The organism is Nocardia sp. NBC_01329, from assembly GCF_035956715.1.
In the GTDB taxonomy this organism is placed as follows: Bacteria; Actinomycetota; Actinomycetes; order Mycobacteriales; family Mycobacteriaceae; genus Nocardia.
In genome coordinates this window covers 66,111-80,727 of the sequence record NZ_CP108381.1, presented here as the reverse complement: position 1 = coordinate 80,727, position 14,617 = coordinate 66,111, and the positions used below count along the sequence as shown (strand labels likewise).

Sequence of the window (14,617 nt, the reverse complement as noted above, 5' to 3'; positions counted from 1 at the left end):
CGGGCTGACCTGCGATAACAACCCGACCGAGGGCTGGTTTTCGGAAGATTAACCAGAGTTCTGGTCAATTGTGTTCCGATGACGGATACTGCACAGGGCACGCCGACGAGCCGGGGCGTCGGACGGGCTGCTGGACAACAGATCCCGCACAACCCATGGACCGTGCGGCGAAAGAGTAGGAACTGCATGACTGTCGAAACAATCGCAGTCGGCCAGGAAGACCCGTGCCGTGGCCGCACTATGAGATTTCGCGACAACGTCTCCGGCTACGACATCCGCGTAGCCACCCCCAATCGCTCCCCCGGCCTCTGGCACCGATACCTCGCCGGAGCGCGGGACGCTTACCGCCACTTCGGCAACGAGACCACACTGGATTACGACGGCGTGCTCGACGGGGCGTCCACGGCACTGTTCTTCGCCGCCACCGACTCCCACGACCGGGTGGTGGGCGGTCTGCGCGTCCAGGGCCCCTACATCTGGGTTTCCGAGGTCGGATCCCTCACCCCCTGGGCCGGCCGGCCGGGCGCGGCGGATCTGGGACTGATGATGGCCCGGCGCATTCCCCGCGGCGTGGTGGAATCCCGTGCGGCCTGGGTCGCTCGGGACGCGCCGCGGCGCGACGATCTGGCCGCGGCGATCTCACGCTGCATGGCCCACGCGCCCCGCATCCTCGGCGCCCGGTACGGCTTCGCCACGGTGGCCTCCTTCACCACCGGACGACACAGCGCCAGTGGGGGCGTCCAGGCCCAGTCGATCCCGCCGGTTCCCTACCCCGACGAGCGCTATCGAACCCTGCCGATCTGGTGGGACACGAGGACCTATCACGTATTTGCTGACAAGTTGCAGTATCTGCTCATGCGTGGTGAACTTCGCACTATGGGATTAGCTGAGCCGAGGTCACGGCGACCGCATCGGCTACCGGGCCACGGCGGGGAGGAGTGCTACGCATATGGTCGGTGAGGCAGATCTCGGGGTGGAATACCGGCCGCTGATCCTGGACCCGAGCGATCCCGACGATGAACGTGCCCTGGCGGGGCTGCGCGCCACCCCGCATATCGAATTCAACGATCTGCGTGGCCTGCTGGCCGCGGAATTCGGTCGGCTCAACGATCCACCTGACACCGGCGAGAGCGCCTCCGACGACCGCTGGGTGTACTACCCGTGGCGGCGCAGCGTGCTCGTCCTGCCGGGGCCGCGGACCTTCCGCGCGATTCGCCTGGACCGCAACCGCAACAAGCTGACCCGCGCCGAACAGGAAAAGCTCAGCACCGTCACCGTCGGAGTGGTCGGCCAGAGCGTGGGACACGCCATTGCCTACACCCTGGCGCAGGAGGGGGTGTGCGGCGCCCTGCGGCTCGCCGATTTCGATGAACTCGAATTGTCCAATCTCAACCGGGTGCCCGCCACCCTGTTCGATATCGCGGTGAACAAAGCCATCGTCACCGCCCGGCGGATCGCCGAACTCGATCCATTTCTGCCCGTGGAGGTGCGCGGCGGCGGCGTGGACGCCGAAACCGCAGACGAATTCGTCGAGGGTCTGGGAATCGTTGTGGAGGAATGCGATTCCCTCGATATCAAACTGCTCATCCGGGAATCGGCGCGCCGCCGCCGGCTGCCGCTGATCATGGAGACCAGTGATCGGGGTCTGCTCGATGTGGAGCGATTCGACCTGGAACCGGACCGAGTGCCCTTCCACGGTCTGCTCGGCGATACCGCGGCCGAACAACTGCGCGGCCTGTCCACCCGCGACAAGGCCCCCTATGTCGTCGGCCTGCTCGGTGCCCGCGATCTGTCGGCCCGGATGGCCGGCAGCCTCGTAGAGGTCGGCGAAACCCTCAACAGCTGGCCGCAGCTCAGCGGTGATGTGGTGCTGGGCGCGGCCAGTGTCGCCACGGCGATCCGGCGTATCGGACTGGGCCGCCCACTGCGGTCGGGCCGCACCCGCGTGGACGTGGAGCAGGCCCTCGACGCGCTCGCCGACCCCGAGCTCGATACCGGCGAATACCCGGCCGATCCCGAGTCCGACGACCCGGCCGACACCACCGTCGACCGCATCCTGGTCTGTGCGCAGCGCGCACCCTCGGGCGGCAACATCCAGCCGTGGTCGCTGCACTCCACGCCGCAGGAGACCCGCATCGCTCTCGAACCCCGACACACCACCGCCATGGATATCGGCTGCCGGGGCAGTGCCGTGGCGGTGGGCGCCGCCCTGTACAACGCCCGGGTCGCGGCCGCGGCCTACGACGTACTCGGACCCCACGAGTACGTCGAGGACGCTCAGCAGCGCACCCCGCTCACCGCGGTGCTCCGGCACGGTACCGGCACCGACCCGGTGCTGGCCGCGGACTACCCCTACGCGCTCGCCCGCGAGACCAATCGCCGACTCGGCTACGGCGGCCAGATCCCGGCCGCCGTGCTGACCGGGCTCGCCGCCGCCGCGGCGGCGGAGGGCGCCCGGATGCGGGCGGTCGCCGATTCGCCGGGGATCCGGGCCATGGCCGCGGTCCTGGCCGAATCGGACCGGATCCGTTACCTCACACCGCTGCTGCACCGTGAGATGTTCGCGGAGATGCGCTGGCCCGGCGACGACCTGACCGACGGTATCGACACCCGTTCGCTGGAACTGGCACCCGACGAGCGGGTCGCCCTGCAGATCGGGCGACGCGCCGATGTGATGGCCCGATTGCACAGCTGGTCGGCCGGTGCCGCACTGGGCGACTACGCCCGGGACAGGGTCCGCTCGAGCTCGGCCGTCGTGGCCCTGACCTTCACCGACGATCCCTGGGCCGAGCCCGGGGCATTGACCGGATACGCCCGCGCCGGGGCCGCCGTCGCGCGGCTCTGGATCCAGGCGCAACGGTCCGGTCTGGCCGTCCAGCCGATGTCCCCGGTCTTCCTTTTTTCTCGATCCCGTACCGAACTGGACGCACTTTCCCCGGCATACGCGGATAGACTGTCCACACTTCAGGGTCGTTTCCTGGAAATACTGGAAGTGCCGGAACAGGACAGCGTGGCGCTGGTACTACGCCTGAGTTACGCGGCGGCTGCCAGCGTGCGGAGCCGACGGCGCCCGATCCCGGGCGCGGATAGCCGCAGATAGTGTGATCGGAGATCAGGTGCCTCGGCGGACACTCGACTCGCTGGTGACCGAAGTCGCCGCGGAGCTGATGGGCGTCGATTCGGCGACCATGGTGTCGGCGACCGAGCAGGTGCTGGCCATGCTGATCGACTATTTCGATGTGGACTTCAGCTACCTGCGGCACAACGATCCCAAGAACCGGTCCACAGTACTGGTGGCCGAATGGCCGCCCCGGCCGGACGTGCCGGAACCGGATCCGCTCAAGATCGTGTATTTCGATCAGGCGGATTCGGTCTTCAAATCGCTCGAGCACGCCACCGAGCCGTTCCTCATCCCCGCCAGCGCCGCCGACTACCAACAGACCATCCATTCGGCGTCCGGACTGGGCGATATCAGCTCCGCGGCGGTTCCGCTGGTATCCCGGGGCAGATCCACCGGCCTGCTCGGCTTCGTCAAGGTGGGCGACCGTGACTGGAGTACCCGCGAGTTGAATGTCCTCAAGGCCATCGCCACTCTGTTCGCACAACTGCAGGCCCGGGTGGAAGCCGAGGAGAAGCTGCGGTTCATCGCCCTGCACGACGATCTGACCGGCCTCGCCAACCGCCGCGCGCTACTGGAACATATGGAACAGCGGTTGCAGGCGGGCAGTCCCGGGCCGGTCGCGGCCTTCTTCCTCGATCTGGACCGGCTCAAGGCGCTCAACGATTTCCTCGGCCATACCGCCGGGGACAAGTTCATCCGGACCTTGTCCGAGCGACTGACCGACAATTTGGATCCCAACGATATGATCGCCCGCCTCGGCGGCGACGAGTTCGTGATCGTGCCCGCCAAACCGATGGATACCGTCGCCGCCGAACACGAGGCGACCCGGATCCAGGAATTGATCAGCCGCCGGGTCACCGTGGGCGGCGAATCGGTGAGCCGGGGCGCCAGCGTAGGGGTGGCGGTCGGAATTCCCGGTGAAACCACTGTCGCCGACGTGCTGCGGCGCGCCGACCACGCCCTGTTATCGGCCAAATCCGGCGGCGGCAACGGGGTGGCGCTGTTCACCGACGCCATGCGCGCGCAGTTCGAACTCCAAGACGATGTGGAGCTGAACCTGCGCAGTGCGGTGGCCGACGGATCGCTGATCCTGCACTATCAGCCCGAGGTCGATCTGCGCACCGGCCGGATCGTCGCCGTGGAGGCCCTGGTCCGCTGGATGCACCCGACCCGAGGCCTGCTCCCGCCCGGCGCGTTCGTCACCGTCGCCGAGGCCACCAACCTCGCCGGTGAACTGGGCCGCTGGGTACTGCGCACCGCCTGCGCGCAGTTCGCGCAGTGGCGGCGGCAGGGGCTGGCGGCGAATATGGTCATGCGGATCAACGTGTCGCCGGTACAGCTGGTGAGCCTGGATTTCGTGGAACGTATCGAGGACATCCTGCGACATTTCGGGATCGACGGGAGTTCGATCTGCCTCGAGATCACCGAACATGTGGTGGTGCAGGATCTGGCTCGCACCCAGGTCACGTTGCGCGGGCTCAAGCGGATGGGCGTGCAGATCGCCATCGACGATTTCGGGACCGGCTACTCCTCGCTCTCACACCTCAAAGCGTTGCCGGTGGACGCGGTGAAGATCGACCGCGGTTTCGTCCAGCGACTCGGCGCCAGCACCGACGATCTGGCCATCGTGAAGTCGATCATCGGCCTGGCCGGGTCGTTCGGTCTCGGGGTGGTCGGTGAAGGGGTCGAGACCCCGGTCGCGGCCCGCACCCTCGTCGGGCTGGGCTGTTACCGGGCTCAGGGCTTCCTCATCGCGCGCCCGCTGCCCGCCGACGAGGTCTGCGAACATCTGGCCCTCGGCCGGATCCCGCTGAACCTGGACCTGCCGCGAGCGGGCCGGGGCCCGGCCGCCCCGTAGCCCGCCGGTGACCGAATAACATCCGCCCTTCACCGCGAATTCAGCGCCACGGTTCCGGTGGTAATCCGGCCCGCGCCACGATCGGCGATGTGCGCATCGTGCAACTGGCGAATTTCTACGGCCCACGCTCGGGCGGGTTGCGGACCGCGCTGCACCATCTCGGTGCGGGGTATGTGGCGGCCGGACACGAAGTCGTGCTGATCGTGCCCGGGCCACGGCGCCATGAGGAGATCCTGCCGAGCGGAGTCCTGCGCATCACTCTGCCCGCGGTCGGGATCCCGTGGACGGGCGGATACCGGGCCGCGGGCCCACGCCGGGTCGCCGATGTCCTCGACGGTCTGCGGCCAGATGTCCTGGAGGTCTCCGACCGGCTGACCCTGCGTGGTTTCGGACGCTGGGCCCGCCGCCGGGACGTGGCCGGGGTGATGATCTCCCATGAACGCCTCGACCGGCTGCTGGGGCAGATCATGCCCGACCGGATAGCTCGGCGCTGCGCCGATATCGCCAACCGTCACACCGCCGCCGAATACGACATGGTGGTGTGTACCACCGAATTCGCGCAGGCGGAGTTCCGGCGGATCGATGCCCCGAATGTCGAGATGGTCCCGCTGGGCGTCGATCTGGACCTGTTCAGTCCGCACCGCCACGACCTCGGCCTACGAGCCGACCTCGGCGTGCCGGGCCGTCCCTTGCTGGTGCACTGCGGCCGGCTGTCGGTGGAGAAACGCGCCGCCCGCAGTATCGAGACGCTCGCCGAACTACGCCGGGGCGGGGTCGACGCGCGCCTGGTGGTCGCGGGTGACGGCCCGCGACGAGACGCGCTCGAACGTCGGGCAAAGCTGTTGCCGGTTCTCTCGGGTGGGCTGCCCGCGGTGCATTTCACCGGATTCATCAGCGAGCGGACGAATGTGGCCAGATTGCTGGCGACCGCCGATATCTCACTTGCTCCGGGTCCGCACGAAACCTTCGGGCTGGCCGCGCTGGAAGCGCTGGCCGCGGGGACCCCGGTGGTCGCCAGCAGATCCTCGGCGCTGGCCGATATCCTCACTGCCGACTGCGGTGCGGTCGCCGCAGACGATCCGGTGGCTTTCGCGGACGCGATCACCGATGTCCTGGCCCGCCCACCCGCGCAGCGGCGCGACGCGGCGCGACGGCGGGCCGAACAGTTCACCTGGCCCGCAGCCGTTTCGGGAATGCTGGCCGTACTCGACCGCTGAGATGTGCAGCGAATCGCTCAGGGCGACAGTGCGCGCCGTGAGCGCGGCGTCACCCCCGGTCGGGGAGCCGCCGCCCGCCCCGGAGAAGATCGCCGATCAACTCCGTGTAACCGTCGATGAGCTCGGCTAGTCGATGCCAGCGTTTGCGGGCCTGATGATCCCGCGCTCCGTCGATCTCGACCACCTGGTTCGCGTCCACCCACCCCCAGGCCATGCGATCGATCACCGTTCCGAGTGTTTCGGCGTGGATCGTCGCGTCACTGTCGTGACACGGGGACCGCGAGCCGATCCAGTCGTCGATATCCTCGATCAGTTCCCGGCGGCGGTCGTCGACCTCGGCGACCATGCGTACGTCCCGCATGGCCACCCGGTGGCCGTGCAGGACGGCCAGCGCCCGAGCCGAACGGAGCACCTCGTGATCCTCGAACCGGGTCCCCTGGAAGCTGCACAGCAGTTGGGTCGCCGTCGGCAGCCCCGGGGAGGCCGCGATCACCACCGTCCCCACACGAATGTCATCCGGCAGCATCACACTCTGTTCAAACACGATCGGCTCTCGATTCGGTCGTACCGCATATCGGACAGGGTTTGTTCAGTCACTGACAATAGTTGATGCGCATAACTCCAGCAGAGTGAAACGCATTATTGCATTCGCTGATTTGAGGTCAGGAGGCCACCGCTCTCTCATCGAATCGATTGCGCACGAACACAACCGGCGACTCACGCACCGTGGGAATCGGCCGGTCGGCGGCGCCCGCCCGAACCAGCGCCGCCGATGGGGTGTTCAGGCAGCCGCGACCGTTTCGCCTGCTGTGGTGTCGTTCTCCGCGTCGACCGTTCGGGGTAGCAGCCTCGCAGCGAGCAGACCGAGGAAGGTGAGCGCGGCCGCGACGAAGACCGTGGTGCGCAGCGCGTCCGCGCTCGCGAGCCGCAATGCGTCACCGTCCAGCCCCGCCGAACCGGCATTCGCGATGCCGACGAGCACCGCCAGCCCCACACCGATGCCGACCTGCATAGCGGTGTTGGCCATCCCACCGGCGCTACCCTGCTCGTGTTCGGCGACACCGGTTCCGGCAGCGGCGAACATCGTCGGGAATACGGTGCCCATGCCCGCGCCGTAGACCAGAATCCCGGCCAGGATCGTCCAGTAGGAGCCGTCGGCGATCATCCCCGCGGCCAGGAGCGCGCCGCCCACCGCCCCGAGGAGTACACCACTGATCAGCGTGGTGCGGATGCCGATTCGGACGATGAGTCGCTCGGCGACAAAGTTCGCGACCGCGATGACCAGCGAAAGGCTCAGGAACACCAGTCCGGTGACCGGTGCGCTGTATCGCCACACGTTCTGCAGGAACAGGGTGAGGAAGTAGACGATGTTCTGCATGGTCGCGCCGAATACGAAGATGACGGCGAGCACCGGGCCCAGTGTGCGTACCAGCCGCAACGGCATGAGCGGGCTGGGACTACGTGACTCGATGACCAGGAACGAGGCCAACAGCACCACCGCCAGTACGCCGCCGCCCAGGACGGGTGTCGAGGTCCACCCGGATTCCGGCCCCTGTGCCACGGTGAACACGAGCAGGGTGATGCCCACGGTTCCGGTGAGTGCGCCGGGCACGTCGAAACGCCCACGATCGCGGGGCCCGTCCGCGTGCAGCACCGGTAAGGCCGCCGCCGTTGCGGCGATGACGAGTGGGACGTTGATCAAGAACACGGCCTGCCAGCCGAACGCACTGGTCAGCACCCCGCCGAGCAACGCGCCGAGGCTGAGTCCGCCGGCACCGGCCATCGCCCATACCGCGAGTGCCCGAATCCGCTGCCGTCCCTCCTCGAACATGGTGTTGACCAGCGACAACGTTGCGGGGAACAGCACTGCCGCGCCGATTCCCTGCAACGCTCTGGCAGCGATCAACGCGGTCGTGGTGGTGGCCAGGCCGCCCAGCAGGGACGCGGCACCGAAGACCACCATTCCGAGCACGAACATCCGCCGCCTGCCGAGCAGGTCGGCGGACCGTCCGCCCAGCAGCAGCAGCCCGCCGAAGAAGATGGCGTAGGCGCTGACCACCCACTGCATGGAGTGGTCGGAGAAGCCGACATCGCGGGCGATGTCGGGTAAGGCGACGTAGATGATCGTGAAGTCCAGCGAGGTGATCAGGCTGGAGAAGGCCAGCAGGGCCAGGGCCGGCGCCGGTCGTTTCGGCATTGGTGTCTTCTTCCGGGCTCAGAACGGATACGGCTGCGCGGTTCGGGCTGTGCGCAGGGCGCGGGCCCACCAGGTGAGTTGATTGAGCAGTGTCGTCGCGGCGGCACTCGCCCCGGCGACATCCAGCGGTCGGCCGCTGTCGTCGAACTTGTTCCAGCACGAGTGGAAGCTCACGGTGTCGCGGATCGTGACAGCGTGCAGTTCGCCCAGCACTTGGCGGAGCTGTTCGGCGGCTCGGAGACCGCCGGAGACGCCGCCGTAGGACACGATGCCGACCGGCTTCGCCTTCCACTCGTCGACGTAGGAATCGATCGCGGTTTTGAGTGAGGCGGGATAGCCGCGGTTGTATTCGGGCGAGACGATGACGAACGCGTCGGCCTGGGCGAGGCGCGGCGCCAAGGCCTCCACAGCGTCGTCGGGGTCGCCCAGAACCTCGGACAGCCCGGTCTCCACGAGATCGATCAGATCCAGGTCGAGCCCGCCGTGCTCGAGCGCGTGGTCATGGAACCATTCGGCCACTGTCGGGCCGAATCGCTGCGCCCGCGTGCTGCCGATGATGACCGCTACCCGCAACGAGTCGGTCGTATGCATAGGATCCGCCTTTCCAGCTGTCGTCGTTGTACGGTCACGACCTTCGCCCGGCCGGCCTACAGCTCTCCTACAGCCGCCCTACCCGCCCCCTATACGAGTCCGTATCGTCACGGATATGAGGTTCGGCGTGCTCGGCCCGCTGATGGCGTGGACAGATCAGGGTGAGCCGGTCACGATCCCCGCCGGGCAGGTGCGCACGGTCCTCGCCGTTCTCCTCGTCCACCGCGGGCGTTCGGTGTCGACGGACCGCTTCGTAGACGTCCTGTGGCCGCAGCGGGCGCCCCGTGACCCGTCGGCCGCGGTACAGGTCAAGGTGTCGCAACTGCGCCGGGCCCTCGCCGCCGCCGAGCCGAGCGCCCGCGCCCTGGTCGTGGCACGGGCCGCGGGCTACAGCTTGGATGTCCCGGCCGATGCGGTGGACGCCGGCCGGTTCGAGTCGTTGCTCGGGGCCGGCGGAACGGATGCTCGGGCGCGGGCCGACGCCCTGAGCGCCGCGCTCGACCTCTGGCGTGGCAGCGCGTTCGTCGAGAGCGCCGACGAAGAGTTCGCGGCGGTCGAAGTGGCCAGGTTGACCGAACTCCGACTGTCCGCGGTGGAAGCCCGGGCCGAAGCGCTGCTCGAAACAGGCGAATACGCCGGCCTGGTCGGCGAACTGGCCCCCGTGGTCGCCGAACATCCGCTGCGCGAACGATTACGCGCAGCGCACCTACGTGCGTTGTACCGCGCCGGACGTCAGAGTGAGGCACTGGCCGGCTTCACCGATCTACGGGAGCGACTCCGCACCGAGCTCGGTGTCGATCCGAGCCCTGAGATCGTCGCCGTGCAGCGCGCGATCCTGGCGCAGGACCCGCTGATCGCTCCCCGCCCTGCCACCACCGCGACGAACCTGCCCAGCCAACTGACCGAATTGATCGGCAGGGCCGAAGCGGCGCACGACGTATGCGCGCTGGTCCGCGAACATCGATCGGTCACTCTCATCGGGCCCGGCGGCGTCGGCAAGACTCGATTGGGAGTCGAGGCGGCCCGAGCCCTGATCGCCGACCACCCCGACGGCGTGTGGTTCGTCGAGCTGGCCGGGATCGACGGGAACTCCGCCTCGCACAGCACCATCGTGGACGCGGTGCAGGCGGTGCTGGGTATCCGCGACGCCGGCCGGACCGCCTCCGGACCGGTCGAACAGCTCATCACCGCGCTGGACGGCAAACGGGTCCTGCTGGTCCTGGACAACTGCGAGCATCTGGTGGACGTGATCGCCGCACTGACCGAACAGCTGCTGCGATCGGTGCCCGGGCTGCGTGTGCTGGCCACGAGCCAGGAACCCCTCGGTATATCCGGCGAAGCCGTATATCCGGTCGCGGCACTCGAATTGCCGCACTCGCCCGCGGATACCGGTGCCGAGGCGCTACCGAAGTTCAGCGCCGTCCGATTGTTCATCACCCGAGCGGCCGCCGCGGCTCCCGGCTTCACCATCGATGCGGGCAATGCCGCGGCCGTAGCCACCATCTGTCGTCGGCTGGACGGCATCCCGCTGGCGCTGGAACTTGCCGCCGCCCGGGTGCGGGCGCTCGGGGTCCGGGAACTCGCCGCGCGGATGGACGATCGATTCGAGCTGCTGGTCGTCGGACATCGGGGTGGTCCCCGTCGCCAACGGACGCTGCGCGCGATGATCGACTGGAGTTGGGAGCAGCTGATCGAGCCGGAGCAGGCTGTGCTGCGAAGACTTTCGGTGCACACCGATAGTTTCGGGCTGGCCGCGGCCGAGCATATCTGCGCGATCGGGGATCTGCCCCGAGGGCAGATCCCCGACCTGCTCGCACGCCTGGTCGATCGGTCACTGGTCGCGATGACCGACACCGAGCACGGACCGCGCTATCGGTTGTCGGAGTCGGTCATGCTGTACTGCTCGGATCGTCTGGTCCAGGCCGGGGAGGCCGATCCGGTCCGTGACGTGCGCAACGGGTACTACACAACCCTCGCCGAACGAGCGCGTGACCGGCTGCGCGGCGCCGACCAGCGCAGGTGGCTCGCGGTGGTCGATACCGAATACGCGAATCTGCGCTCCGCCGTGGAAGATTCGGCGCGCAGCGGCAATTCCGAGGGTGCGCTTCGACTCGTCGACGCGCTGGCCTGGTACTGGTTCCTGCGTGGACGACTCACCGACGGTGTCCGACTGCTCGACGTCGCGCTGAGCACCCCCGGGGATTCCCGCTCGGCACTGTGGGCGCGGGCCAATGGCTGGCGTTCCGCGTTGATGCTGCTCAGCAGCAGCGATGCGGACCGGGCTGCGTTGGTGGACGCCGGGCTGGCCGGTTTCGACCGAGTGAACGATCCGGCGGGCCGCGCGTTCACCGAATGGCTGCTGGCGGAGGTGCTGCTCGGCGGTGGGGACCAGTCGATCAGCGACACGCTCGCGCAGCGCGCCCTGGCCGGGTTCCGCGCGGCCGCGGACGATTGGGGGGTAGCCGCGGCGTTGAGCAGCGCCGCGCACCATGCCCTGCTGCGCGGGGACATCGCGGCGATGGCTCGTGACGCGCGTGAGAGTGCCGAGTTTTTCGCAGATCTCGGTGATCGGTGGGGGCAGCTTCGGGCCGCCGACCTCCTTGCCCGTAGATCCGAGATCATCGGCGACTACGCCGAAGCGACGCGCCTGCGTCGCGACGGCCTGCGCCGGGCCGAAGAACTCGGGCTGTGGCCACAGGTGGCCGATATGTTGTCGGGGCTCGGCAGGCTCGCCTTGCTGGCCGGAGATCTGGCCCGAGCGCGCCTGTTGCACGAGCGTGCCCGCGATCTATCGGTCGGCCAGGGCCACATGCTCGGCCGAGTCTTCGCGGAAGTGGGCCTCGGCATCGGGGCCCGACGGGCGGGCCGGCTCGATGATGCCGAGAAGCACACACGGGTGTCGCTCGACTGGAACCGAGAAGTGGGCTACGCGCCGGGCATCGCACACAGCCTCGCCGAGCTGGGCTTCATCGCCGAATTACGCGGCGATCCAGAGCAGGCACGCGAGCTGCACCGACAGGGTCTGGCAGTGGCCCGGGACATCGGCGACCCCCGCGCGGTCGCCCTCGCGCTGGAAGGACTCGCCGGAGCCGCCGTCCTCGCCGGAAACGCCGAGCAAGCCCGTCAGCTGTTGTCGGCGGCCGCAGCGGAACGGGACAGCTCGGGAGCACCGCTGCCAGACCAGGAACGGGCCGATGTGGACCGCATCTCGGCGGCGATCCGCGCGGCGCAATAAAGTGTCCGTGCACGTCATCGGCCGATAGCGCGATCACGAGGGCTCATGCGCTGCGTGCCGAGCAAGCACGAGACCTACTCATCACACCAACCCCACTGACCACAACACCCTGGGTACCAGAACACCGAAACCGACCTGAACAGAAAAATAACCCCAGCCGCACCGGCGGCTGGGGTTAGCTCTGTGTCAGAAAAGCTGGTCAGATATCACTTGAACAATCGGTGGAGCTAGGGAGAATCGAACTCCCGACCTTCTCGATGCGAACGAGACGCGCTACCAACTGCGCTATAGCCCCGTGCGGCTCTGCGAACCGCGCTGTGCCACTCTAGCAAACCGGGTTACCAGAAGCCGAATCGGGGACCTGACCTGGAATAATGCACCCATAGTGGGCGCCCCGGGACGGGCCGTGACCGCGGATGTTCAGGCACCGGCGGCCCGGCGGATATCGCCGCCGGTGGCCCGGTTGCGTACCGTCCGGGCGATGCTCGCGTCATAGGCGTCCAGATGCTCGAACGCCGGATCTTCATCGTCGGGCTCGAGCAGTTGAGCGCGACGGCGCAGGGCGCGCGCGGTGTCGCGATCCATCCCCGGCCGGGCCGTCCGCACCGCCCCCGATTCGGTGTCGGCGGGACCGTACTCGGCAGAATCGTGACCCCGGCCGGACAGCCGGGCGCTGCGCCGCCTGCGGATCTCCTGTTCGATCCGGACCTGTTTGCGCAGATAACCCAGATAGGTGCCCAGCGACAGCACCGCACCACCGCAGCCCCACCAGAAGATGGGCGCTACGGCCACCGCCAGACCACCGCACAGGATGGCACCGAGCACGAGAGCCACCACGGCTCGCTGCCGGAAGGTGTAGCGCGCGGCCCGAGCGACGGCATCGGCTTCGGGGTCGTAACCGCCGCGCCCGCGCCGAGTCGGCACGAATTCCTCGTCGTCGTATTCGTATTCGTATTCGGCTTCGGGTATGGGCGCGCGCACGGTGGCCCGGACCGGAGGTATACGTGCGGGAACATTCCCCTCGACCGCGGCCGCGGCATTCTCGGCGCCCTCGGCGGGGAACAGTGTCCGCTCGTCGCTTTCCGCGGCGCGTTCGAGTTCCCCGTCGTCCACGGCCTCGCCGGACTCCGACATATGGGCGGTGTCGTCGTCATCGAGCTCGGCCACGACCTGGTCGCCGACGCCGTGGTCCGGCTTTTCCTCGTCGGCCGCGGTGCCGTTCTCCTCACCCGACGCACTCATCGGATCCTCCGCATCGTTGGCGTGGTGACGCTTTCGATAGGGTCGGGTGGTCCGCTTCTTACGAGCATGTCCACTTCCCTTACGCCGTTTGGAATCTCCACGATGCAGTACCCGCGTGGCCAGGGCCGTATCGGTTGTCCGGCGGATTCTGGGATGCCGGTCGGCGAGGATAGGAAACAGGACGAAGACCCACAGCACGACCAGGCCGATCCACAGGATCGAATTCGGCATCGTCGTCAGCACCTCCGTCACGCCTGGTCGTCGTCCGAGCCCCCGCCACGAACCGTGTGCGCCCCGGCGTCGGAGTCCCTCCCCGCGGGTACGTCTCGCAGATCGTGGTACGAGCTCTCCGCCGGTGGCGCAGGGCGCACCACCGACGTCCGTAGGTTAATTCCGAGTAGGGGTACAACACGGCAGGCGCGCCGTGCACATCCGCCACATGAGTCACATTTCCACCAAAGCCGGTTCCGGGCAGGCCGGTTTCCGGCGCCGCTTCACCGCAGCGTCAACCGCCCTTCCCGCGCCAGGCGATCGACCACCCTGCCCGACAACTCCTCCACTGTCATGCCGACCAGCAGATGATCGCGCCACGCCCCGTCCACATCGAGATACCGACGCAGCAGCCCTTCTTCGCGGAACCCCACATTGCGCAGCACCGCCTGGCTCGCCAGATTCTCCGGCCGCACCGTGGCCTCGACCCGATGCAATCCGACCGGGCCGAAACAGTGATCGAGCCCCAGTGCCAGCGCGGCGGTCGCGACGCCCTGCCCGCCGAGATGCTTGGCCACCCAATACCCGATCCATGCCGAACGCAGTGCGCCGCGCACGATATTGCCGACCGTCAACTGCCCGCTGAACGTACCGTCGACCTCTATCACCAGCGGGATCATCGCGCCGCGACGCGCCTCCGCCTTCAGGCTCGACCACAACGGCGGCCAGTTCGAGGCGTGATTGCGCGCGTCCCAGGCGCCGCGCCCGGTGGGCTCCCATGGCTCCAGATGGTTCTGGTCGTGCAACCTGATCCGGCTCCACGCCGCCGCATCCCGCAACCGCACCGGCCGCAAGGTCACCTCCCCGGCCACTACCCGCACCGGGCCGAGGTGCGCGGGCCACCCTGGATGCTGGGTGGCCCGGAAGACATTCATGGACTCCACTT

The 14,617-nt window shown here is 68.1% G+C and carries 10 protein-coding genes and 1 tRNA gene; 5 read left to right on the top strand and 6 right to left on the bottom strand.

Features of this window, described 5'->3' with window-relative positions; all coding sequences use genetic code 11:
* Positions 1–186 precede the first annotated feature (186 nt).
* The 4 genes from OG405_RS00335 (at position 187) to OG405_RS00320 (ending at position 6,196) form a co-directional block, all read left to right on the top strand.
* On the top strand, positions 187–960 hold the full coding sequence (locus tag OG405_RS00335; protein ID WP_327149642.1) for a hypothetical protein: 774 nt from the start codon (positions 187–189) through the stop codon (positions 958–960).
* A complete protein-coding gene (locus OG405_RS00330; RefSeq protein ID WP_327149641.1) occupies positions 950–3,100 on the top strand; it encodes an Rv1355c family protein in 2,151 nt (716 codons plus the stop codon). Before OG405_RS00335 ends, OG405_RS00330 begins: the two co-directional genes overlap by 11 nt.
* Positions 3,101–3,167: 67 nt before the next feature.
* On the top strand, positions 3,168–4,979 hold the full coding sequence (locus OG405_RS00325; RefSeq protein WP_327152578.1) for a bifunctional diguanylate cyclase/phosphodiesterase: 1,812 nt from the start codon (positions 3,168–3,170) through the stop codon (positions 4,977–4,979).
* Between the two features lie 89 nt (positions 4,980–5,068).
* Positions 5,069–6,196, top strand: a complete 1,128-nt coding sequence (locus OG405_RS00320; RefSeq protein ID WP_327149640.1) for a glycosyltransferase — start codon at positions 5,069–5,071, stop codon at positions 6,194–6,196.
* A 49-nt stretch (positions 6,197–6,245) separates the two neighbouring features.
* Here OG405_RS00320 and OG405_RS00315 read toward each other — a convergent pair whose 3' ends face one another.
* The 3 genes from OG405_RS00315 to OG405_RS00305 all read right to left on the bottom strand — a co-directional run bounded on the left by OG405_RS00315 (position 6,246) and on the right by OG405_RS00305 (position 8,984).
* Complete coding sequence (locus OG405_RS00315; RefSeq protein ID WP_327149639.1) at positions 6,246–6,740, bottom strand: DUF4254 domain-containing protein; 495 nt, start codon at positions 6,738–6,740, stop codon at positions 6,246–6,248.
* A 237-nt stretch (positions 6,741–6,977) separates the two neighbouring features.
* Positions 6,978–8,393: an MFS transporter gene (locus tag OG405_RS00310; RefSeq protein ID WP_327149638.1), complete on the bottom strand. Its 1,416-nt coding sequence runs from the start codon at positions 8,391–8,393 to the stop codon at positions 6,978–6,980.
* Between the two features lie 18 nt (positions 8,394–8,411).
* Complete coding sequence (locus OG405_RS00305; protein WP_327149637.1) at positions 8,412–8,984, bottom strand: NADPH-dependent FMN reductase; 573 nt, start codon at positions 8,982–8,984, stop codon at positions 8,412–8,414.
* 115 nt (positions 8,985–9,099) lie between these two features.
* Here OG405_RS00305 and OG405_RS00300 point away from each other — a divergent pair, with 115 nt between their 5' ends.
* Positions 9,100–12,219, top strand: coding sequence for a BTAD domain-containing putative transcriptional regulator (locus OG405_RS00300; RefSeq protein WP_327149636.1), 3,120 nt, complete (start codon positions 9,100–9,102; stop codon positions 12,217–12,219).
* A gap of 222 nt (positions 12,220–12,441) precedes the next feature.
* On the opposite strand, the gene OG405_RS00295 is transcribed toward OG405_RS00300, so the two are convergent.
* From OG405_RS00295 to OG405_RS00285, 3 genes are all read right to left on the bottom strand, one after another.
* A tRNA-Ala gene (locus OG405_RS00295) sits at positions 12,442–12,514 on the bottom strand.
* A gap of 125 nt (positions 12,515–12,639) precedes the next feature.
* On the bottom strand, positions 12,640–13,692 hold the full coding sequence (gene sepX / locus OG405_RS00290; RefSeq protein WP_327149635.1) for a divisome protein SepX/GlpR: 1,053 nt from the start codon (positions 13,690–13,692) through the stop codon (positions 12,640–12,642).
* Positions 13,693–13,955: 263 nt separating this feature from the next.
* Entirely contained in the window at positions 13,956–14,606 is a 651-nt protein-coding gene (locus OG405_RS00285; protein ID WP_327149634.1) for a GNAT family N-acetyltransferase, read from the bottom strand.
* Positions 14,607–14,617 lie beyond the last annotated feature (11 nt).